This is a genomic window from Pseudoalteromonas sp. 2CM39R (assembly GCF_023161845.1).
The window spans coordinates 1-23,406 of record NZ_JALNTM010000003.1; the positions used below are offsets into that span (position 1 = coordinate 1).

The window sequence follows — 23,406 nt, forward strand, 5'->3', positions numbered from 1 at the left end:
AGCTATCAGCTATCAGCTATCAGCTATCAGCTATCAGCTATCAGCTATCAGCTATCAGCTATCAGCTATCAGCTAAAACTTTAAAATTGTTCATTTTAAAAGCAAGCTTTATAATTTAAACATTAGCATTAAGTTATAAATACTGACAGGGAAATAAATGAGAACACAACGGGCTACGGGTTTCGAGTATCGAGCAACGAGCTAGTGCTAAAACCTAGGAACATAAAGCCCGTAGCTCGAAGCCCTTGGCTCGCATCCCGCACCTAAATTCAGGCATAAAAAAAGCCGCATAACATGCGGCTTTGGGGGTTTAGTCTCACTTCACTTTGGGCGTGTCTCCAAAACTTAGTGAATACGTTACCAAGGAACTGTTTAATATTAGATAGACTCTAATGCAATTTTTACCATTTCGTTGAACGTGGTTTGACGCTCATCGGCAGGTGTTGCTTCGCCGGTGATCACGTGATCGCTTACGGTAAATAATGCCATTGCTTTTGCGCCGTACTCTGCTGCTACGCCGTATAGGCCAGCTGTTTCCATATCAACCGCAAGTACACCTAGTTTGTCCAAGTCTTTGTAGAAAGTGTCATCAGCTTGATAGAAAGTATCGGTAGTAAATACGTTACCTACTTTTGCATCAATGCCTAAATCTTTAGCCGCATTAACGCCGTTTAAAAGTAAATCAAAGTTAGCAATCGCTGCAAAGTCAGTACCACGAACGCGGGCACGGTTCACGTTAGAATCTGTGCTTGCACCTTGTGCAAAGATTATGTCGCGAATTTTAATATCGCTGCCAATACCACCACAGGTACCAATACGGATAATATTTTTAACGCCAAAACTAACAATAAGCTCACGAGCATAAATTGACATTGAAGGAATGCCCATGCCAGAACCCATAATGCTCACTGGCTTACCTTTGTAAGTTCCAGTAAAGCCGTACATGTTACGTACGCCAGTTACTTGCACTGCATCATCTAAAAAGTTTTCAGCAATATATTGTGCGCGTAGCGGATCGCCTGGCATTAATACTGTTTCGGCAAAATCACCTACGTTTGCACTGATATGCGGAGTACTCATTGATTGTTTTCCTTTTGTTTGGCTAAAAGCCCTATTACTTTAAAATAGCGAGCGTATTTCTAAGTTATTTAACTGTGTTCAGCTTATCAATAAAGCCATCACCATATTCTAACGCTTTAAGGTTAAACCATTGCGCAAGTGTTTGACCGATATCAGCAAAGCTATTGCGTTCACCCAGTGGCGTGTTGTTCATTCCTGGCTGATAAGCAATAACTGGCACATATTCACGAGTGTGCTCTGACCCTGGAAAGGTCGGGTCACAGCCATGATCGGCGGTGATCATTAATAAATCATCTGGCTTTAGCTGATCTAAAATAGTTGGTAAGTAATCATCAAACTCTTTTAGCGCTTTAGCATAGCCAACAGGATTTCTGCGATGGCCAAACTTTTCATCAAAATCAACTAAATTGGTAAAAATTAAACTGTGATCCTGCGCAGTGGCCATCACTTCACTGGTTTTTTCTAGCAAGTTCATTAACCCTGGCGCTTTATGCTTTTGGGTAATGCCTTGGTGCGCATAAATATCTGAAATTTTACCAATACTGATTACTTCGCCACCGTCTTTTGCAAGTACATCAAGCAATGTTGGCGAAGGCGGTAATACTGAATAATCACGACGATTACCGGTTCTGGCAAAGTCTTGACTATTTGAACCCAAAAATGGCCGCGCAATCACTCGTCCTATATTCATTTCATCAAGCAGCGCCCGTGCGATTTCGCAAACTTGATAAAGCTTCTCTAGGCCGAATGATTCTTCATGCGCGGCTATTTGAAACACACTGTCAGCTGAGGTGTAACAGATTGGTTTACCTGTTTTTACGTGCTCTTCACCTAGCTGCTCTAAAATAGTGGTTCCCGATGCATGGCAATTGCCTAAAATGCCCGGAATACCTGTACGAGCAATAAACTCGTCTACAAATTCTTGTGGGAAACTCGGTTGTGTTTTTGGGAAATATCCCCAATCAAATAACACTGGCACGCCAGCCATTTCCCAATGACCCGATGGCGTGTCTTTACCGCTTGAAAGCTCTTTTGCATAACCCCATGCACCTTGTGGCTCATTTCGGTCAGCAATTAAACAGGGTTCTTTACCAGCGGCTTCACATGCATCAACTAACCCTAATTTTGAAAGGTTAGGAAGCGAAAGCTTACTGCCAGTTTCGTCATAATATGCCTTGAGTAAATGTGCGAATGTATTAGCACCTACATCACCGAATTTATCTGCATCGGGTGCTGCGCCAATTCCTAAACTATCCGCCATTAAGATAATTGCTCTTGCCATTGTGACCTCACATCTGTTCTAGGTGGTTACTTTATCTGCTCTTCGATTTTTCCGTACAGGACATAAGTCCTGTTTCATAAAACCTAAACATTATAAATTTGCACTCTTAAGCGAAGCAAAAGAGATTAATCGTGTCTTTTTTGCTATTGTGATCTACCAACAATATATCCTTCTGTGTGGGTGAGAACTTTAGTGACACGAACTATTATAGCTATTGCAGGCGCATCGGCGTCCGGCAAATCTCTATTTAGCCAAACAATTTATAATGAATTGGTAAATGAGCTTGAACCAGGCGCTATCGCCATTATTGAAGAAGATGCTTATTACAAGGATCAATCGCATTTGCCGATGGCACATCGTACGCAAACGAATTACGACCATCCTGATGCATTTGAACACGAACTAATGCTTGAGCATTTAACACAACTTCGTAATGGCCACTCTGTTGAAGTACCAACTTATGATTATGCCCAACATACACGCAGCGATAAAACACGCCGTGTGGCTTCGGCTAAAATACTCATTGTAGAAGGTATTTTATTACTGAGCGATAAAGCGCTTAATAAAGAATTTGATATCAAGGTGTTTATAGATACACCGCTAGATATTTGTTTAATGCGCCGAATGCAACGCGACATGGAACAAAGAGGCAGAACATTACAATCTGTTGTTGAGCAATATCAAGCAACTGTTAGACCGATGTTTTATCAATTTATTGAGCCTTCAAAGCATAACGCTGATTTAGTTGTGACTCGAGGCGGTATGAATCGCGTTGCGATTGATATTATAAAAAGTAAAATAAAGTACATTTTACAAGAATAACAACGGGAAACGTTTGTATGACAACATTTATGAGCTTAGTAGGCATGATGGTGCTACTAGGCATTGCCTTTGCAGCCTCAACTAATCGCAAAGCAATAAAACTAAGAACCGTGGGTATCGCATTTTTAATGCAAGTGATTATCGGCGGATTTGTACTGTTTTTTGAAGCAGGCAAAAATGTATTAGCGAGTATGTCTCGCGCCGTTTCATCGGTTATTGGTTATGCCAACGATGGAATTAGCTTTTTATTTGGCCCATTAGCTTCGCAAGATACGCTAGGGTTTATTTTTGCAATTCAAGTATTGCCGGTTATTGTGTTTTTCTCAGCGTTGGTTGCTGTGTTATATCACTTAGGCATTATGGATTGGATTATTAAAATTTTGGGTGGCGGTTTACAAAAATTATTGAAAACCTCACGCACCGAGTCGCTTTCAGCCACAGCAAATATTTTTGTTGGTCAAACTGAAGCGCCTTTAATTGTTAAACCGTTTATTGCAACCATGACCAAGTCGGAATTGTTTGCCGTAATGGTTGGTGGTTTAGCCACCGTAGCAGGCTCTGTAATGGCCGGTTATGTGATTATTGGTGTTGACCTTAAGTATTTAATTGCAGCCAGCTTTATGGCGGCACCAGGTGGTTTCTTAATGGCAAAAATGATAGTGCCAGAGACAGAAACACCTAAAGATGATTTAGCCGAGATAGATTTAGGCGATGACAAACCGGTTAATGTTATTGATGCAGCAGCATCAGGCGCAGCAAACGGTATGCAGTTGGCACTTAACGTAGGTGCAATGCTACTTGCTTTCGTTGCGTTAATTGCTTTATTAAACGGTTTATTAGGCGGTATTGGTGGGTTATTTGATTACCCTACATTAACGCTACAAGAAATTTTAGGCTACTTATTTGCCCCTGTTGCATGGTTACTAGGAGTACCGTGGAATGAGGCAATTATAGCCGGCAGCTTTATTGGTCAAAAGTTAGTGGTAAATGAGTTTGTTGCTTACTTAGACTTTATAAATTATCGCGATACGTTAAGTGCGCATACACAAGCAATTGTTACTTTTGCATTGTGTGGCTTTGCTAACTTATCATCGATAGCCATTTTACTAGGTGGATTAGGCGGTATGGCGCCTAGTCGGCGAAAGGATATCGCACGCTTAGGGCTCAGAGCAGTGTTAGCAGGATCTATGGCTAACCTTATGAGCGCAGCAATTGCTGGGTTTTTCCTCTCGCTAGCTTAGAAACTTAATGAGATGATCCATCTGTTGCAAAACAATAGGATAGCGCTTTAAGGGGTTAAAGCACTATCTGACTTGAACGATACTTCACCAAGGGCCGCAAGGCCCTTTTATCGTTTCAGCCCTCCTACTTTTAAATCCTCAACAACTGGCCCCCAAAGTTATCCTTTGCTAAACCTTCATTCACGCACTCCTTACGCCATTAAAAGCCATCATTGCACTCTCTAAAAAATATGAACAACTGTGTAACTGCAGAAGCATTTAATTGTCAGCCCTTTACAAGGCGCTTGAGAGTGCGAAGTTAACAAGGATAAATGGTTGTAAAGAGGTAATATAGGCATTATTAAGCGGGAACTTTTTGAGCTTTTCTACGCTTACCCGACCTAAAGCTTTAATTTTTTACATAACGTTTAATGTAAGGTTCATAGCCAGACTCTGCTTTAAGTTGCTTTAGAGCTTGATTAAAACGTTCTACAATCGCAGGTGAAGCAGCTTTATTAAAACCAACATAATTGCCTTTTAGCTCATCTACATGAATTTGTTTAAGCTTTACTAAATCATCTCTAGAGTAGCCAAATGGTTCGGTTTGATGGCCTATGGTAAAGTCAGATCCAATAATTAAATCGATACGTTTTTTAAAAAACAAACGCATAAATGAGTCTGCTTCACTAAATAGCAATAAGTTTTTATCAGCTACAAACCCAAGTCGACGCACCAGCATTTCATAAATATCGCCTCGTACTATGCCTAGCGAGTAGTTTTTAGCTTGGGTGATATCGTCCATGACAATATGTTTACTGGTTTTTAATTTATAAAAATAGGTTTGATTTGACACCAAGGGTCCAACCCATTTAAAAAGAGGCTCTCGCTCTTGCGTTTTTGCCAAAGAAAAAATGGCTGACTGCGGGTTACTTTGCACTAAGTGGTAAGCACGCTTCCAAGGTAGCATTATAAACTCGCACTCTAGCGCTGCACGGGCACAGGTATCTTTTACTATGTCATGATTGATACCCACCAATTGGCCAGTGCCATCTTGAAAGTTATACGGAGGAAAACTTTCGGTATAAATAACCAGTTTAGGCTCAGCAGCCTGAATTTTTTGGCTAAATAACAGCACAAAAGCTAATAGTATAAATTTATAGATACACACCCCCTATGATTTAAGTAATAACTTTAACCTAGAAAACTCGTAGAGACTATTAATTTATAACGCTGTTTGTAATGTTAAAATAGCAGATGACGTAAATAGAAATAAAATGACGGGAATGTTAAAGCGGTGGTGGGATGTTCTTAAATTTTGGGCACAAAAAAAGCGCCTTAAGCGCTTTTTTTCATTTTACTTAAAAAGTAAAATTATAGAGCTGTGATGTTATCAGCTTGAGGACCTTTTTGACCTTGTGAAAGAGTGAACTCTACACGTTGGCCTTCAGCTAAAGTTTTGAAACCTTCGCTTTTGATTGCTGAGAAATGTGCGAAAACGTCTGGACCGTTTTCTTGCTCGATGAAACCAAAACCTTTAGACTCGTTGAACCACTTAACTGTACCTGATACGATGTTAGACATAGTATTATTCCTGATATAAAAAATTAAATTGTGCCCTAATGGGCGGTGTAGCAAAAAATGAGATGGTACTTAAAAACTTCAGGACGGTACTACAAGTATTACTTATACAACAACGAAATGGAGATTTATAAATTATCATGCTTTCTTTCTAGCTGCGGCCTACTATATAGAGTTACTGCGACAAGTCAACCCTTTACGCGATTTAATTAATAAAATAACCCTCGCAACTCACTTTACATGTTAAGCACTTGTTTAAGCAGCTTAAAATTCAAATTCTAACGCCATTCTAAAACTATGATTCTTCTCTGACTGGCTGATTTCAGTAATAAAACCGGCTTCCCACTTTAATTGTTTTTGTCCATCAAAGCGGTGCAAGCCTATAAACCCAGGGCCAATACCCACAAAGTCTTCACCAAGATAAACCTCAACCGCGGGCTGAAAAGCAGACAAGTATCGGTAGCGATATTGCGCTCTAAACTCGCTTTCCCATTCGTTTTCTATATCTTGCCCCCATTCGTATACTAAAAAAGCATTCATGGTGAGGCTTGCACGACCAAACTCTTTTTCAATTACAAAACCAGAGGTTGCTTCGTATGCGTCGGCGTCATGCTGTTTTTCAAATTCAAATAACGCGCCCCAATCAGCCCATAGCCTGCCCTGCTCTATTAACTGCCAACGAAGCTCTAACTCATACGCTTGCAAGCCAAAGTCACCGTTATCATCGCGCTCACCCACGATGTAGCCTTCCAATGCCATGGTGTCGTTTATTGCGCCGCCTAAGCCAACGCGCTGCGCTAAAATATTACCACTATCAGTTTGATGCGACACAAGCCGCCATTCTAGCTCGCGCTCAAACGGCAACACATACGGATGATAAACTTTATCTACTACTATGCCATCAGCATAAACGAGCTTAGGTATTAATAAACAAAAACCAATTAATACAGTGGCTGCAAATAGGTTTATTGCTTTCATGATTTTTCCTTAGTGATTAATTTAGGAATAAAATAACAAACGGATAAAAATAACACGCTGCTCAACGCATAGCTTAAAACACTGGTTAAATTAGGCGTAGCCTCATAACCAATCAGAGCGCGCAATACTCGTCCAAACTCTGAGTTTTCGGTTAAAATGTCACGTAAATCCCATACGGTTACCGTTGTTGCTATCAAATCAATTTGGCTCGCCAAATCAAGCGCCACAACTAATTTTGCCGCACTATTTAATGCTAACAATACTAATAAAGGAGTAAGCCCAAAGCGCTGTTTGGTTGCACTCAATAAAAAATACAACAACACGCTAAAGCTGCTGCATATTCCCAAGCCTAAAAAAGTGCCAATAAATAAACTTTGAGCCGCTTCGTTGTTTTGCCAAAAGCCAATCAGGTAAATAATGTAGTGACTTAAATAAAGTGTCATTACGCTGATAATCGCAATCATAAAAGCAGCTGTTGCTTGTTTAATGGCGTAGTACAGTGCACTAATAAAAATTAAAATACACAAACCAATTTGGGCATATTCTAAACCCTGATAGTCAAACAAGGGGCTAATTAACGGCGCACTTTTTACAAACAAAAATGAAAGCCCGCTCCCTAAAATAAGCCCTCCCAGCAATTTCATTAAACTTTGCTTGGCTACAACTTGCAGTAAAATAAGTAAAATGGCCACCGGCAGTAACTGGTTTAGACTCATCACTAGGCTAGTTATTAGCATTAGAACGCTCCTTTTCAGTCACTATGACAGCACCACGCGCCGTATTGGGCGAAAACTCGCCAAAAAATTCATAGCGCCCAGGGATTAACGGCCCGATATAAATAACGCTTTTGCGCTTAGGGTAAAGTACTTTCTCTCGATTGAGATCGAAACTGTCGAACTCTTCAGGCGTACTATCTTGATTTTCGATTAACAAGCGTACCTTTTTATTGGCCGGTACGACGATTTCTGCGGGGTAAAACAAATGATCTTTAAGCACAATAAGATAGTCTTTACTGGCGGCGTTAAATGATAAAAATACACAACAATATAAGTAAGGCCTAATAAGTCGTTTAATCACATTTAGCTCCTGCAAAAACTACCTGTACTTTTAAGCCACCCAAATCACTATCCGTTAAGTGAATTTCAGCGCGATAAATAGCAATAATATGCTGCACTATTGCCATGCCCAAACCCGCACCTTGTTCACCCGAAGGGTGTTGGTCACCGCCAACACGATAAAAACGGTTAAATATCCGTTGTTTTTGATCGTCCGTCATACCTGGGCCACTGTCTTCTATTTGCCAAATACGCTGCTTGTGCATCTGCTTTAGCGTTATTTTTATTTGTCCATTGGCTGGTGCGTACTTTATGGCATTGCTAAGTAGGTTTGAAATCAACGTCACCAAGGTAAATTCATCACCGTTAATGATAAAGTCATCTCCCTCAAGACTAATAGTGTGGTTTTTAGCCTCTATTTTTTCATACAACTGGCTAACTACTTCTCGCGTGATCGCTAATAATGATTGCTCCTTAAACTGTTTTTGCCACTGCTCTGGCTGAGTACGCCCTAGTATTAGCATTTGCTCTACTATATTGGACAGTCGATTAATACCTTGTGTCATGGCTTGTAATTCTTGGTTATCGCCTTGTTGAGCAGCCAAATTATGCACATTAATTTTTAAACTGCTCAGGGGAGTACGTAATTCATGTGCCGCATCAGAGGCAAAAAAACGCTCTCGTAAATAGGCGGTTTCTACGCGTTTAAATAAATCGTTTAAGCGGCTGATCACCGGTTTTATCTCTTCATCAGTCACCTGCCAATTGATCGCAGTGAAATCATTTGCTTGGCGCAGAGCTAACTGTTTTGATAAACGGGTTAATGGTGCCAGTGCATATTTAACAAAAAAGCTAATAAATAGCGCAAGCAAAGGAACCGCCCAAAGCATAGGCAACATGGCTGATAAAATCACCGCCTCGGCAAGTTCAAACCGCTTAGCAATCGGCTCGGCAACAACCACGGTGCGTAAAGAAGTGACAAAAACGAATACCCGCATTCGCTGCCCTGCAATATTAAGCGTTTGAAAACCCGCTTGATACTGGCTCAAATCAAGATTTAATTCGTCAGAGCCACTAAGGAGCTCACCAGCTTGCCAAATTTGATACAGTAACTGGGCGCTTTCTTGCATTTTTGGCGCCATGGCGTTTATAGATAAAGGCTGTTGCATCAACACTCCAGCGACCACTTTTAGCTCACTATCAAGTAGTTGCTCACCATGGCTCATACTTTTTTGGTAGCCTTTGACTAAAGCTAAAAAGCACGTTAACACCATCATTGATAGTAAAATAAGAGTTAAACGCTTACGAATTGACATAGAGTATGGTTACCTTTGTAAATTCAAGTTTGTGCAATCTAGGGGCGTTTTAATCACGTGAGCTATCTCTTTCCCACGACATAACCAATACCACGGAGAGTTTTAATAAAATCGCTGGGGAATTTTTTTCGTAGGTGATGAATATGCACTTCAATGGTGTTAGAGCCAACCTCTTCACCCCATTGATAGAGTTTGTTTTCTAACTGCTGTTTAGATTGCACGCGACCTTGGTTTTCCAATAGTGCCTTTAGCAGCATGTATTCTTTTCGTGGCAGAGAAAGCAGCTCATTGCTGAGTGTGACACTATGCGCTGACGTGTCCATAGTCACTTCACCACACTGTAATAAACTCGACTGAGCTTGATTTACTCGTCGGCTCGCTACGCGCAAACGAGCAAATAATTCGGCTGGTTCAAATGGCTTAGCTAAATAATCATCAGCGCCCATATCAAGCCCTTGCACCTTGTCATCTATGCTACTTCGTGCAGTTAGTATAACCACCGGAATCACTTTTTTTTGCGCTTTTATGTGCTTTAGAATTTGTGAACCATCACCATCGGGTAAACCTAGGTCAAGTATAACCAACTCTATTTCACCACTGCCTAAGCATTGCAATGCATGCTTAACCGTTGCGCTATGCTCTACACTGTAGCCTTCTTGGCGCAATGAGCGGCAAAGCCCTTGCGCCACAAGATGATCATCTTCAACTAATAATAAATGCATTGTTTATTTTGTTATCTCTTTAGTTTTTTATCTACTTTAGCTAATAAAGAGCTAATTGCTTGTTGACGATATTTATCAGCTTTAGCACGAGTATCACGAATACCTGCTGCTTGCGCAACTAACAAATGGGCTTTAGCTTGCTGATATTCACGTTCGTCATATAAAAACTCACCATACAAGTAGTTAGTATCAATGCCTTTTTTGTTAAAAGCGAGCGCTTGCTTAAAAAACTTGTCGGCGGTGTCATCATCACCAAAACCAATAGGCCACCCCGGTACTTTACTGTATAAGGTTGCTAGGCTGGCATACGCTGAGCCACCTAAAGCACTGTCGTCTATTTTAAGGGCTTGCTCTAATGACGCTTTTGCATCTTTAGCATAGCCCAGCGCCCCTAACCCACCCTTTGCGCCAGCAAAACTGGCCAGTACAATGCCGTTCCACGTATAGCTATTTGCTGAATCAGGGTAGCTTTCAATAAATTGAGCACTTTGCTCACTTAGTTGAGTAAAGGCTTTGATTTGTGCATCATCTTTAAGCTCATAATTAGCGACCGCCCACTGCTGTTGAATAGCGAGTAAATCGCTTTGTTCGTCTGCAAATACCGGCGATGAAAACACACTAACAATGCTTAAATAAGCTACTAAAGTAAATTTTTTCATAATAAATCCTCTATTAACCTAAAAACTGTTTTATTTTAGGGAGCTGTTTAGCAATTGCGTTATCCACAATACGTGGAAAAACGCCATTGATACGTGCAAAAAGTTTCTCAGGAAAGCCAATAAATCGTCTGGTTTTATTTGAGTTTAATAACGCAACTAACTCATCAGCCACCAACTGTGTGGAGTCCATTTGATTACCAAGCGCCTTATTCATTGCTCGGGTTTGTGCATCATTAATATCTGTATCGGTTGCTCTTGGTGCTAAATAACTAACTTTAACGGGTGTATCTGAAAGCTCTCGTGATAGCGCTTCGCTAAAACCACGTAAACCGAACTTACTAGCACAGTAAAGTGTTTGATATGGGTAACCTATACTGCCAAATGACGACCCAACATTAACTATGGAGCCTTTATTCGCATGCAATTGCGCTAAAAACAGCTGACATAATTTCATAGGGACGGCTAAGTTAGTGCTCAGTAGATTATCAATTTGCTCACTACTCGATGCACTTAAGCTTTGCATTACATTAATGCCTGCATTGTTTATGAGTAACTTAGCGCCCCCTAATTTTTTGGCTTTAATGGCTAGTGCCAACATGTTTTCGGCAACCGTTAAATCCCCCACAAAAACAATACTACCGGGACATTGGCTACTTAGCGTATTGAGGGCATCACTATTTCGCCCCACCAAGAGTAGTTGCCAACCTTGGCCGTGTAGTGTTTTGGCAATGGCTTGACCAATTCCACCTGTCGCACCAGTTAATACACATAAGCTGGTATTCATGCGTGTTGCTCTTGTGCTGATGCTTTAAAAAACGGCTCGTCGTCTAAAGCGCGAAAAATATCGCCGTACAAACGGTAAAAACATTTTGCGCCATGTAAAATAGCCTGCTGATCCGCCTCGTCAGTAATTTGATTCATTAAGTTTTCAAAAAACTTAACATGCTCTATATCAAGCGCGCCGTGAGAGGTTAAATAGCTAAACGCTTTTTTAGGAAGCCCTATTGCATTCGCTATGTTTGATGCGGCTCCATCAGCAAGCGCAATTGAGGTCCCCTCTAATACGTGAACCATACCAAAAAAGCTAAGCGGATTTTTACGTGCAATACTATCGTAGGCATACGACACCATCATTTCAGTGGCGAATTGTGGCTGACTATAGCGCACACTTTCTTTATCAAACCCACAGGCTGCAATGTCGTTTAGCACCCACTCTTGATGACCAATTTCTTCTTCAATATATTCAGCTACCGCTTCACGTAACCATTCTTGCTCATCAGTTAAACGTGCGCCAAGTGACATCATTAAAGGAACAGTGTGTTTTACATGATGATAAGCCTGCGCTAAAAACGAGGCATACTCTTCAAGCGTTGCTTGTCCGTTAAATACACGCTGTATAATTGGCGCAGCTAATAAGTACTCACGCTCGTTTTGAGTTTGTGCTTTTAATGTATTAAAAAAATCACTCATGGATCACTTCTCCAAGTCGGTAAAACTGTTCAAAAATAGGGCTGTAGTGCTGGCTAATTGCCGCTCGTTTAGGGCGATTATTAGCGGTTAATAATCCTTGCTGCTCGTTTAAAGGTTGGGCCAAACGATGCCACTTTTTAATCTGTGCGTAGTCAGGAAGTTGCTGGTTTACTGTTTTTAAATGTGCTTTTAATTGCTCATCACTAAATCCGGGAGCCGCATAAATAAGCGCGCTTAAAAATGGCTGGCTTTCACCAAACACCACCGCTTGCTGTATCGCACTTTGGCTTAAAATTAATGATTCAGGCCATTCGGCGCTAACATTACGCCCCATACTGGTGATGATCAGATTTTTTACTCGCCCTTTTATGTACAGCTTATTATTACGCTTAGATACTAAGTCGCCAGTGGCGTACCAGGTATTTGGGTTATGCGGCGCTTGATTTAAATACCCTAAAAATAACGCTCCTTTAATAAATAACTCATCATTTTCAACTTTCGTTTCAACGTGCCCTAATACTTCACCAGCACTATTTATGTCGTCATAGTTGGGGGTGTTTAAACTCACTACTGAAGCAGCCTCAGACAAACCATACCCTTGATAAACCGGTAGGTTATATTCTCGTGCAGTTAAAATTAAAGATTCACTAACCCGTGCTCCGCCAACAGCAATAAACTTAAGTGACTTTGGTGGCTGCCAGCCTTGTTTTGCAAAGGCAACTAAACACGTTAATAACTCAGGCACTAAAATAAGGGTGTTAGGTTTTACACTATCGATTGCACCAATGAGTTTGTTAGGGTTTTTTAACCCTGAGCCAACAAAACCTAATTCGTTTAGCGGCATTAAATGTACACAACCGCCACTTAACAAAGGCGCATACACACCCGCTATATTTTCCAATAGTACTGGCAGCGGAAGTAAGCATAAATGCACGGGGTTACTAATGTTTATTTGCTCACATAATGACTGAGCTACCTGCATCTGGCTTTGTGTTGATAAGCACACCCCTTTTGGCTCGCCAGTAGAACCTGAAGTAAATGTAATTTTTTGCGTACCAGTAAAATAGTCCACGGGCTCAATTGCATCGAGCTGATAAATATAAAGGGTATAATGCTCAAATAATGTTACCGACAATGAATGCTTACCAAGCGAATGACGAGGCATATCACTAATAAAAAACTGCGCACCGCATTGCGCTAGCACATACTGTGTTTGCTGCTGACTAAAAAAATGGGCGATAGGCACCGCAACCTTGTTTGCAGCACTGGTTGCGGCATCAACAACCAGCCAAGCTGGAGTATTATCAAGCTGGAAGGCAATTACACCAGAATCTAAAGCGTTAAAAATAGCTGTCAGCTTATTAGTTTCTTGTTGTAACTCCAAAACGCTAATAGGCATCACTTTATTGGCTAAGTAACTAACAACCACTGGCTCATTCGCTACCTTATTAATATTATTTAATAGGCTCATAAGCTCTCCAACGCAGTCATCAAGGCATTAATTTGTTGTGTATTTTGCTGTTTAATATTTAACAGCATGGGTGTGTTAAGTACTTGCTGATGTGCCTGCGCTAAATTAACAATGCACACCGTAGGCTGATTCTCATAATAGCTACCCCAGCTCTTTGGCTGTTCTACTACAGTGCTATTAGCCAGTGCAATTTCGTTGCAGGTAACACCTAGTAGGCGTAGTAAGGCGCGTACTTTTTTGGTAGCGCAAAACACTAAGTAGCTCGCGCCAAAGCCGCGCAAAGCTTCATTTACAATAATAAAATGAGATAACGTGGCTTTACGATGTGTTGAGCAAAGGTTACCTAGCTCAAACACCTTATTTCGCGGTGTACCTGATGGTAAAAATTGTTCAATGGCCGCAGCTAAATATTGTTCAATGAATAAAGGGGAAGTGGCGTTTCTGAGCCCTAATGTGCAATGCCCTTGCACAGTTTTATACTGACAGAGTAATGGCATAAATGAGGTTAGGCTTGCATTATACGCAGCGAAAAAGCCTTGTTTTACTGTATTTTCAAGGCGCTGACGGTGTTTATCACTTTGCGTAGCACTAACAAAATGAAAAGGCTGTTGAAACAGCGCAGCTGAGGAATGATGTTGAGCTAGTTGCATATAAGCATCGCCTGTATTAAATCTATAGATAAAATTTAATCAGTGAAACTTAAATAAAACTTAAGGTAAGTTAATTTTTAAAAATAAATTTAATTTTAGCTGGCGATCACACTTTTATTACGACCCGTTTCTTTAGCGTGATAGAGCGCTTTGTCAGCGCATTTATATACTTGGTTAATATCATCGCTATGCTGTGGCCAAGTAGCGATACCAATCGATACATTTATATAGCCTACTTTTGCCATCAATGTGGTGGCTACTTGGTTGCGTAAACGCTCAGCAATAACAAATGCACTATCACTATTTTCGTTTGGCAACACCAGTAAAAACTCTTCTCCACCAGTGCGTGCCACAATATCATGCTTGCGCGATAACGACTGTATAATATGAGTAAGGGTTTTTAATACTTCATCACCCGTATCATGGCCAAACGTATCATTAACCCGTTTAAAAAAGTCGATATCAATTTCAAGCACAGCAAACGGTATTTGCTTATCCATTAGGTTTTCAAGCAATATGTTTAAGCCCCGCCTATTATGCGCGCCAGTTAGCGGATCGGTGAGTGCATCTTGACGTAATTGCCCCATTTGCGATTGCAAAGTATGAACGCCTTCTAGCATTGCATATTTAAGCTGCTGACTTTCAAAGTACCAAGACTTAATACCTTTGAGGTGCTCTACGTTTTTCTTATCGGTTGATAAGTTAGCGCTATCGGCTAATAACCTTAACGGCTTAGCAATATAGTGAGCTAACATAGCAATTAATAAAAAAGTAATGAGTACTATGGGTAACATTCGCTTAAGCACCTGCCCTTGAAAAGTATCTAGTTTTGCAAGTGTTGTCGCTTCACTTCGCTGGGCAACAATCCCCCAATTCGCGAGCTTAACGGGCGCAAACCCAGCAAGCATAGCTGTTCCTTGACTATTTAAAATCCGAGTGTAACCACGTTCACCTTGCAACACTCGCTCTATTACTAGGTTATTAGATACTTGCTCACCAATGCGCTTAGAATCAGGATGGTAAAGTAAGATTTTGTTATCAGCAACCACATAAAAGTAAGCCCCGCCATCGTAACTATGCTGTTTTAACAAGGCATTTAAAATACTCTGCTGCTCTAAGTAAAAGCTACCACCAATATAACCATAATAATTCCCTGCCAGATCAAACAGAGGATAGGAGACAACAATAATTAAATTATTAGCCAGCGAAATGTAAGGCAGGCTAACCTGCGGCTGCTGTGATTTAAGAGCCTGCTTAGAGTGGACTGAATTAACGGTTTTATTAATTATATTTAAAGACACAGGTGAAGCTGCTTTAACCACACCTTGCATATTGATAGCAACCGAATTAAAACTCTGAGTTTGCTCTAAAAGGCGGTTGGTTTCAGCTTGGAGTAACTCAGTGTTGGTAATATCTTCAGCAATAATACTGGCTGAAAACTCAAGTTGCTGCATTGCTGCTGCTAAAAAGTGCTCAGTTGCTGAAGCTAACTTACTAGCAAATACATGATTACTTTGCAGGGTATCTTTAATAACTAGTTCTTTTTGAACCTGATAACTAATATACAAACCACTAAACAAAATAGCAGCTGCAGCGGGCATAGCTAACAAAAGAATTAATTGCCTGAGGTTAAAAGTAAATGGTAATCGAAAACGCAACTTAATATCATCCTAAGCAAATAAAAACGACTGCTATGCACTGCATACACAATTAATATAATACATAAATAGAACTAAGTGGCCTAATTTTTGTTATTTTAAGGATAATTAAATCATATGGTTTATATTTGCTGGGTTTTGCAGTTAAGCTCAATAATAGTTAAGCTGCGTGCACTTTATTTTTATTTAGCCTTGGGGTGTGTGTTGCTAAATAAGTACTTGTTATCGTCTTCTCTTTTTTTAATCGGATGTTTCATGCCAATAAAATCTTCTTTTGCCGATTCTGCGCTGTCACTTAAACAGCAACTTGGGCAAAAACTTATGCTCGATTTACGCTACTTTTGTCACCAAGGCAGCAGTAAGCGCTGCAGAACAGCATTAACCGAGTTACCAGATACACTAGCCAAAGCGATTAGCCGTTATGATATTGGCGGGGTTATTTTATTTTCTGAAAACACCCAAAGTATTGAACAAATAATTAGCCTTAATCAGCAACTGCAACAAGCTGCGTCTGCATCAAAATCAGGCTTACCGCTGTTTATTTCTATTGATCAGGAGGGCGGACGCGTTGCTCGCTTACCTCGCGATGTGGCCACCTCATTCACCGGTAATATGTCAATTGGCGCAACTTATCCTGAGCATGGTACTTATTTTGCAACCCAAACGGCGAACGTATTGGCTACTGAACTCTCAGCGCTTGGCATTAATGTAAATTATGCTCCAACGGTTGATGTGAATATGAACCCTGACAATCCGGTCATTAATGTACGCTCATTTAGTGAAAACCCCGATGAAGTAGCGGTACTGGGTGCGGCACAAGTTAGTGAATTTGAAAAAAACGGGATTATTAGCGCTATAAAGCACTTTCCAGGACATGGTGATACCAATGTAGATAGCCATACCGGCTTACCTAAAGTGATGCATTCAAAAGAAATTATTTACGCTCAAGATTTAGCGCCCTTTAAACACATTATTGAGCAGCATAGTCCTGGGATGATAATGACCGCGCATATTCAATACCCTGAGCTTGATAGCAGTACATTAACCAATGTAGAGGGTAAGCAAATGATAAAACCCGCGACCATGTCGCGTAAAATCATGACCGATATTCTTCGTAAAGAGCTTAACTATCAAGGCGTAGTGGTAACCGATGCACTGGATATGGCCGGTATAAGCCATTTTTTCAGCCCTACCCAAGCAGTTGTAAACACTTTTGCAGCTGGGGTTGATATTGCGCTAATGCCAATAGAAATTAGAACGCCTGAGGATATAAATAAGCTTGATGCGCTCATTGACTCTTTAATTAGTGCGGTTAAAACAGGGCAACTAGACGCACATGAAATTGCCCATTCGACGCAGCGTATTACCTCGCTTAAAAGTAAGTTTAAATTAAACGCTTTGCCTAACCCCATTAATGCATTGGCTAATGCAAAACACATTATCGGTAATAAAGCACATCGTGAATTAGAAGCATCTCTGGCATTAGCGGCAATTACCCAAATAAAAAATAACAATAATACCTTGCCGCTTAAACTTGGTGCTGATCAGCATATTCATATTATTATGCCTGACACCCGCAAGTGCATGGCAATGCAACAAGCAATTAGTGCGTTAAGTTCACAACCACTCAGTTTTAGTTGCAGTAGCTTACAGGGCTTTGATCCAGATGAAGCGCAGCGCAATATAAACCAAGCAAGTATTGTTATTGCTGGCAATGCAACGCCGAATCAAAGTGCCGTGGAAATTGGCGGTATGGATGACTTAGCCGATAACCCAAACTTTGCCTTAAATAACGCAGAGCAACCCAAAGCGCTTGAGTCATTACTAAAAATGGCTAAACAACACACTCCCACGGTATTTATTAGTTTACGTGCACCGTATGACATTGCGCAATTTGGTAACTATGCTGATGCAGTACTTGCTTCCTATGCTTATAATATTGATGTGGATAAAAACGAGCTGGTGTCTGGGCCTGCCTTTACTGCACTGGCAAAAGTATTATTAGGCCAAGCTCCAGCCAAAGGCCAATTACCGGTAACAATTAAACAATCGAAGAGCCATTAATATGAAACTTAATTGTGATTTAGGCGAGAGCTTTGGCGCATGGCAAATGGGCCTTGATAACGATGTTATGCCCCATATTGATATGGCAAATATTGCTTGTGGCTTTCATGCAGGTGATTCGAGTGTAATGGCGCATACCCTAAAGCTAGCTAAAAAACATAATGTTATGATTGGCGCTCATCCAAGCTACCCTGATAAACAAGGGTTTGGTAGGCGCTCAATGAGTATGAGTGTGGCTGAGCTCACTCAATGTTTGCACTATCAAATAGCCGCCCTTGATGGCATGGCAAAAGTACAAGGGCAAACCCTTAGCTATGTAAAACCCCATGGTGCGTTATATAACGACATGATGACAAACCAGCAACTACTCACCACTGTTATGGGTGCAGTTGCCAGTTACCCTGCAAACTTAAAGTTAATGATACTCGCCACAGCCGATGCCAAGCTACATCAAACAATGGCTCGCCACCTTGGGCTCACACTGATATTAGAAGCGTTCGCAGACAGGCAGTACACTGACCAAGGGCACTTAGTATCACGAAATATAGCCGGCAGTGTGCATAACAAAGACGCATTATTAGCTCAGGTTAAGCAGCTTTTAGCCAGTAACAGTGTGACTACTCAATCTGGAAAATCGTTGAAACTGGTTGCTGACAGCATTTGTGTGCATGGCGATAATCCCCAAGGCATTGCAATTATTGAAGAGATAAAAGCGCTTTGTTCAACCAATAACTAAAGCCGTACACAGATTAAGCTGTAAACCCCCTTTACAGCTTTTGCTTTCTTTTACCACCTGCATTCATTGGTAGTTTTAAATGCGAGCTTCGTCGCATCTGACTATAAATTATCCCTCCACTACCCTATAAATAGATTAGTGATTTAAAACAGGGATAAACAATGAAAACGCTTTTAGCTATGAGCCTTATACTAGGTAGCAGCAACTTGGCCGTTGCCAATACCGATACATTGCAACTTCAAGATATATTCAACTTAGAATATGCCAACCAAATAGACATCACCGAAGACGGTAAAACAGTGTATTTCGTTCGTAACCGCATGGATATTAAAACCGATCGCAAAGTCGGTAATATTTGGTCTGTTGATTACAAAACAGAACAACTACAGCCCTTAACATCAGGTGTATTTATGGACTACTCGCCTGTGTTGTCACCCGATGGACAGCGCCTTGCGTTTATCTCTAACAGAGGTGGCAGTAATCAAATATACATGAAGTGGCTTAAAACGGGTGCTGTGGCAAAAATTAGTAATCTTACTAATCCACCTCGCTCAATCACTTGGTCACCTAATTCTAAACAACTGGTGTTTAGTATGTTTGTTCCTGAAATAAGCTCACCACCAGTCAGTTTACCAGGTAAACCTAAAGGCGCTAGCTGGGCAGACCCTGCTAAATTTATTGACGATGTTTACTACCGTGCAGATGGCAGAGGCTATAGTCAAAAAGGATTTAATCAGCTATTTACTCTTAATGCGAATGGCGGCAATGCACAACAACTCACTAACGATAACTTTGATTATAATGGCGGTGTAAGCTTTAGTAAAAACGGCGAATTACTTTATTTCTCAGCCAATAGACACGCTGAAAATGCACTCAAGCCAACCAATAGTGAAGTGTACCAGCTTAATTTAAACACGTTAGAGATCATCGCACTGACCGACCGTAATGGACCAGATCAACAACCTCAGGTCTCACCTAACGGTCAGTACCTTGCTTATACTGGCTACGATGACAAGCGCACTAACTATGAAAATACTCAGCTTTATATTCGTGATTTAAAAACCGGTGATACCCAAAGTCTGACTAGCGATTTCGATCGCAGCGTTGGCCAAATACAATGGAGCGCAAATTCAAAAGGCCTCTATTTTAGCTATGCCGATGAAGGCCAAACCGCACTCGCTTATCAACCTCGAAGTGGTAAACGTAAGGTGATTACCGAACAAATAGGTAGCGTGGCGTTTGGCCGCCCTTATTCTGGTGGTGATTTTGATATTAGTGAAAATGGTGACATTGCGTTTACACTGGCTGATACCCAGCGCCCTGCTGATGTAGCTACAATAAAGAGAGGTACAGTAAAGCGTTTAACCGATTTAAACTCAGATGCACTACAAACTAAACAGCTCGCCAAGGTTGAAGAGTTATGGTTAAAATCAATCCATGATGAGTTGCCAATACAAGGCTGGGTTGCTTACCCGCCGGGTTTTGATAAATCAAAAAAATACCCACTGGTGCTTGAAATTCACGGTGGCCCTGTTGCTAACTATGGCCCTCACTTTAGTGCCGAAGTACAACTATTTGCCGCTAAAGGAAATGTCGTTTTATACATGAATCCGCGAGGCAGTGACTCGTACGGTAAAGAGTTTGCACAAACCATTCACCATAATTATCCAAGCAATGATTACGATGATTTAATGACAGGTGTTGACGCGCTAATTGATAAAGGTTTTATTGATGAGTCTAAGCTGTTCGTTACCGGTGGCTCCGGCGGTGGTGTATTAACCGCATGGATTGTAGGCCATACAGATCGCTTTGCTGCAGCTGTTGTTGCTAAGCCTGTGATTAATTGGATCAGCTTTGTACTAACTGCCGACTTCTATCCATTTTTTGCCGATTATTGGTTTCCGGGCAAACCTTGGGACCACATTGAGCATTACATGAAGCGCTCACCAATCAGTTATGTTGGCAATGTTAAAACCCCAACCATGTTACTGACTGGTGAAGCAGACTACCGTACGCCAATTTCAGAAACAGAGCAGTTTTATCAAGCCTTAAAATTACAAGGGGTTGATACCGCGATGGTCCGCATTCCAAACGCTTCACATGGTATAACTGCCCGTCCATCAAATTTAATGACCAAAGTGGCTTACATTCAATGGTGGTTTGATAAGCATTCGAAGTAAAACGTAGAGTTATGAGTGACGAGCTATATAAGCTCGTTGCTCACAGCTCACAGCTCGAAGCTCGAAGCTCGAAGCTCGAAGCTCGAAGCTCACAAGTGTAAACCCCCTTTACAGCAATAATGTGAGTAATCCCTTACATACTTAAGCTAAATATCGGACTTAGCTTCAAATTGAGTTGGTAAAAATTCGGTTTATACTAACTCAGCTCCTCTGAGTTAGTAAAAATTCGGTTTGAGTCACTGTTTATAAGCCCTCAGTTAGTAAAAAAATGTTTTGTAAGCAGCAACAGTTAGTAAAAAATCGGTTTATTACCTTCCAAACCCCGGTTAAAAATCTTTAAATTAAGCGTTTAAGTGACCAAATTAAGGATTAGAAAGGCAAATCGACCCTTTATAATGAAGATAATGGCTGTTTTTAACCTGGTTAGTTAAAACCTGATCTGCTTTTTAAGTAGCTAGTTAAATCGTGATCTGTATACGGCAAAAAACGGTTAATTTATTGTGCTTACACGTGTCAAAGCGTAATCAACATAAAGCCCTCACAGCCGAGCATAAACATCCTTTAAAATTATTTATACTTTTAAGCTGCACTGCAGTGAAAACTCTCACTAGCCAAATAGCTAGTAAAATACTGATCTATTAAATTTTGCTTTTATGCAGGCATAAAAAAAGGGCCTTGCGGCCCTTAAGTAACACTATCTAGTAGAATTAGAATTGGTTCATAGTGTTAGCTTCACCACCGGCTTTAAGTGCATTCTCACCAGAGAAGTACTCTTTGTGCGTATCGCCAATGTTAGAGCCTGCAAGGTCTTGATGCTTAACTGACGCTTGCTCACGACGGATTTCTTGACGTTGTACGTCACGTACATAAGCCAGCATACCTAAGTCACCGAAGTAACCTTCAGATAGAATATCTGTGCTTAGTGCCGCTGTATGGTACGTTGGCAATGTGATTAGATGATGGAAAATACCTGCTTCACGTGCGCCATCGCGTTGGAAGTTTTGTACTAATAAGTCAGCGGCTGCTGCAAGCTCTGTTGCATCCATTTCTGGAGCCATAAGCGCTTTGTTGTCATCAATACTTGGGTAAGCGCTAAGGTCACGACCTGCTTCTTGCCACTCTTGGTATACTTGCTCACGGAACTTAAGCGTCCAGTTGAACGACGGTGAGTTGTTGTATACTAATTTAGCATCTGGAACTTGTTCTTTAACGCGATTTACCAGCTCTGCAATTTGTTTTACGTGTGGTTTTTCTGTTTCAATCCACAGTAAATCAGCGCCTGACTGTAAGCTAGTTACACAATCAAGTACTACGCGGTCTTTCTCAGTGCCTTCGCGGAACTGATATAAACCGTTATCTAGGCGTGTAGGTTTACAAAGTTGGCCATTAAGCTTCATTGCCGTTTCGCCTTCATTTAAATCTTCAACGCTGTTTACCGGTGTTGTTTCTAAAAATGCATTGTATTGGCTTGCCAAGTCACCTGGTTTTTGTGAAACCGGTACTTTTTGCGTTAGGCTTGCACCTAGAGAATCGGTACGCGCAACGATAATACCGTTATCAATACCTAGCTCTAAGAACGCGTAACGTACTGCGTTAATTTTAGCTAAAAAGTCTTCATGAGGAACGGTAACTTTACCAGCTTGGTGACCACATTGCTTGGCATCTGATACTTGGTTTTCGATTTGGATAGCACAAGCACCGGCTTCAATCATCTTTTTAGCAAGTAGGTAAGTCGCTTCTTCGTTACCAAAACCTGCGTCAATATCAGCAATGATTGGCACAACATGCGTTTCAAAGTTATCAATTTTATTAAGCACGGCTTGAACGTCGCCGCCGTTTGCTTTTGCATCGTCTAGCTCGTTAAATAAATGGTCAAGTTCACGTGCATCTGCTTGCTTTAAAAAGGTGTAGATTTCTTCGATAAGTGCAGGTACTGATGTTTTCTCGTGCATGCTTTGATCTGGAAGTGGGCCAAACTCAGAGCGAAGCGCTGCAACCATCCAACCGCTTAGGTATACGTAACTGCGTTTAGTTGTTTTTTGGTGACGCTTAATAGCCATCATCATTTGTTGCGCAGTAAAACCATGCCAACAACCTAAAGACTGTGTGTACTGGTTTGTGTCTTTGTCGTATGCAGCCATGTCTTCACGCATAATGTCAGCAGTAAATTGTGCAATATCAACACCAGAGCGAAAACGATTTTGTAAACGCATGCGAGTTGCGTATTCAGGATTAATAGTTTTCCATGCACTGCCTTGTGATTGGCATAGTGTTGCTAGTGTATCTGTTTCGCCTTGATATGTTGTCATAATAAAGTCCTTCGAACGGGTATTAATATTTATTGTTGAGAGAGTGACTACATCGCGTTAGCTCTGTAGCGCTTAATTAAACATTAGGCTTATTTTTTAGATTTAGTAAATTTATAGTTGTTATTACGGCTATACATATAGTGAATGGTCAAAAAG

General features: G+C 40.9%; 21 protein-coding genes. 5 read left to right on the plus strand and 16 right to left on the minus strand.

The window, feature by feature from the left end; translation table 11 throughout:
* Positions 1 to 378: 378 nt before the first annotated feature.
* Both deoD and MTF66_RS07340 read right to left on the minus strand, forming a co-directional pair.
* Positions 379 to 1,080 carry a purine-nucleoside phosphorylase gene (gene deoD / locus MTF66_RS07335; protein WP_248526935.1) on the minus strand — a complete coding sequence of 234 codons (702 nt, stop codon included), beginning with the start codon at positions 1,078 to 1,080 and terminating at the stop codon, positions 379 to 381.
* A gap of 64 nt (positions 1,081 to 1,144) precedes the next feature.
* A complete protein-coding gene (locus MTF66_RS07340; RefSeq protein WP_008467026.1) occupies positions 1,145 to 2,362 on the minus strand; it encodes a phosphopentomutase in 1,218 nt (405 codons plus the stop codon).
* Positions 2,363 to 2,554: 192 nt separating this feature from the next.
* Here MTF66_RS07340 and udk point away from each other — a divergent pair, with 192 nt between their 5' ends.
* On the plus strand, positions 2,555 to 3,184 hold the full coding sequence (gene udk / locus MTF66_RS07345; protein WP_008110733.1) for a uridine kinase: 630 nt from the start codon (positions 2,555 to 2,557) through the stop codon (positions 3,182 to 3,184).
* 17 nt (positions 3,185 to 3,201) lie between these two features.
* Positions 3,202 to 4,425, plus strand: a complete 1,224-nt coding sequence (locus MTF66_RS07350) for a NupC/NupG family nucleoside CNT transporter (protein ID WP_008110735.1) — start codon at positions 3,202 to 3,204, stop codon at positions 4,423 to 4,425.
* 388 nt (positions 4,426 to 4,813) lie between these two features.
* Here the strand turns inward: MTF66_RS07350 and MTF66_RS07355 are convergent, their stop codons facing one another.
* The 13 genes from MTF66_RS07355 to MTF66_RS07415 form a co-directional block, all read right to left on the minus strand.
* Entirely contained in the window at positions 4,814 to 5,539 is a 726-nt protein-coding gene (locus MTF66_RS07355) for an ABC transporter substrate-binding protein (protein WP_248526936.1), read from the minus strand.
* Positions 5,540 to 5,775: 236 nt separating this feature from the next.
* Positions 5,776 to 5,985 carry a cold-shock protein gene (locus MTF66_RS07360; protein ID WP_008467029.1) on the minus strand — a complete coding sequence of 70 codons (210 nt, stop codon included), beginning with the start codon at positions 5,983 to 5,985 and terminating at the stop codon, positions 5,776 to 5,778.
* Positions 5,986 to 6,246: 261 nt separating this feature from the next.
* Positions 6,247 to 6,960 carry a hypothetical protein gene (locus MTF66_RS07365; protein ID WP_055011595.1) on the minus strand — a complete coding sequence of 238 codons (714 nt, stop codon included), beginning with the start codon at positions 6,958 to 6,960 and terminating at the stop codon, positions 6,247 to 6,249.
* Positions 6,957 to 7,697 carry an iron transporter gene (locus MTF66_RS07370; protein WP_248526938.1) on the minus strand — a complete coding sequence of 247 codons (741 nt, stop codon included), beginning with the start codon at positions 7,695 to 7,697 and terminating at the stop codon, positions 6,957 to 6,959. Before MTF66_RS07370 ends, MTF66_RS07365 begins: the two co-directional genes overlap by 4 nt.
* Positions 7,684 to 8,037 (minus strand): cupredoxin domain-containing protein, encoded by a 354-nt coding sequence (locus tag MTF66_RS07375; protein WP_010388691.1) that lies wholly within the window; start codon positions 8,035 to 8,037, stop codon positions 7,684 to 7,686. The genes MTF66_RS07370 and MTF66_RS07375 overlap by 14 nt, the downstream gene beginning before the upstream one ends.
* Positions 8,030 to 9,331, minus strand: coding sequence for an ATP-binding protein (locus MTF66_RS07380; RefSeq protein WP_248526939.1), 1,302 nt, complete (start codon positions 9,329 to 9,331; stop codon positions 8,030 to 8,032). Before MTF66_RS07380 ends, MTF66_RS07375 begins: the two co-directional genes overlap by 8 nt.
* Before the next feature lie 62 nt (positions 9,332 to 9,393).
* Positions 9,394 to 10,053 (minus strand): response regulator transcription factor, encoded by a 660-nt coding sequence (locus MTF66_RS07385; RefSeq protein ID WP_055011598.1) that lies wholly within the window; start codon positions 10,051 to 10,053, stop codon positions 9,394 to 9,396.
* A gap of 11 nt (positions 10,054 to 10,064) precedes the next feature.
* Complete coding sequence (locus MTF66_RS07390) at positions 10,065 to 10,712, minus strand: hypothetical protein (RefSeq protein ID WP_138740677.1); 648 nt, start codon at positions 10,710 to 10,712, stop codon at positions 10,065 to 10,067.
* 13 nt (positions 10,713 to 10,725) lie between these two features.
* On the minus strand, positions 10,726 to 11,496 hold the full coding sequence (locus tag MTF66_RS07395) for an SDR family oxidoreductase (protein ID WP_138621592.1): 771 nt from the start codon (positions 11,494 to 11,496) through the stop codon (positions 10,726 to 10,728).
* Entirely contained in the window at positions 11,493 to 12,182 is a 690-nt protein-coding gene (locus MTF66_RS07400) for a TenA family transcriptional regulator (protein ID WP_008466894.1), read from the minus strand. The genes MTF66_RS07395 and MTF66_RS07400 overlap by 4 nt, the downstream gene beginning before the upstream one ends.
* Positions 12,175 to 13,653, minus strand: coding sequence for an AMP-binding protein (locus MTF66_RS07405; RefSeq protein WP_138621590.1), 1,479 nt, complete (start codon positions 13,651 to 13,653; stop codon positions 12,175 to 12,177). Before MTF66_RS07405 ends, MTF66_RS07400 begins: the two co-directional genes overlap by 8 nt.
* Positions 13,650 to 14,303 (minus strand): thermostable hemolysin, encoded by a 654-nt coding sequence (locus MTF66_RS07410; RefSeq protein ID WP_138621589.1) that lies wholly within the window; start codon positions 14,301 to 14,303, stop codon positions 13,650 to 13,652. Before MTF66_RS07410 ends, MTF66_RS07405 begins: the two co-directional genes overlap by 4 nt.
* A gap of 95 nt (positions 14,304 to 14,398) precedes the next feature.
* Positions 14,399 to 15,913, minus strand: coding sequence for a sensor domain-containing diguanylate cyclase (locus tag MTF66_RS07415; RefSeq protein WP_248527178.1), 1,515 nt, complete (start codon positions 15,911 to 15,913; stop codon positions 14,399 to 14,401).
* A 303-nt stretch (positions 15,914 to 16,216) separates the two neighbouring features.
* Here MTF66_RS07415 and MTF66_RS07420 point away from each other — a divergent pair, with 303 nt between their 5' ends.
* From MTF66_RS07420 to MTF66_RS07430, 3 genes are all read left to right on the plus strand, one after another.
* Positions 16,217 to 18,025 carry a glycoside hydrolase family 3 protein gene (locus MTF66_RS07420; protein ID WP_138621587.1) on the plus strand — a complete coding sequence of 603 codons (1,809 nt, stop codon included), beginning with the start codon at positions 16,217 to 16,219 and terminating at the stop codon, positions 18,023 to 18,025.
* Between the two features lies 1 nt (position 18,026).
* Positions 18,027 to 18,761, plus strand: a complete 735-nt coding sequence (locus MTF66_RS07425; protein ID WP_248526940.1) for a 5-oxoprolinase subunit PxpA — start codon at positions 18,027 to 18,029, stop codon at positions 18,759 to 18,761.
* A gap of 161 nt (positions 18,762 to 18,922) precedes the next feature.
* Positions 18,923 to 20,941 (plus strand): S9 family peptidase, encoded by a 2,019-nt coding sequence (locus tag MTF66_RS07430; protein ID WP_248526941.1) that lies wholly within the window; start codon positions 18,923 to 18,925, stop codon positions 20,939 to 20,941.
* A gap of 707 nt (positions 20,942 to 21,648) precedes the next feature.
* On the opposite strand, the gene MTF66_RS07435 is transcribed toward MTF66_RS07430, so the two are convergent.
* Positions 21,649 to 23,250: an isocitrate lyase gene (locus MTF66_RS07435; protein WP_248526942.1), complete on the minus strand. Its 1,602-nt coding sequence runs from the start codon at positions 23,248 to 23,250 to the stop codon at positions 21,649 to 21,651.
* Positions 23,251 to 23,406 lie beyond the last annotated feature (156 nt).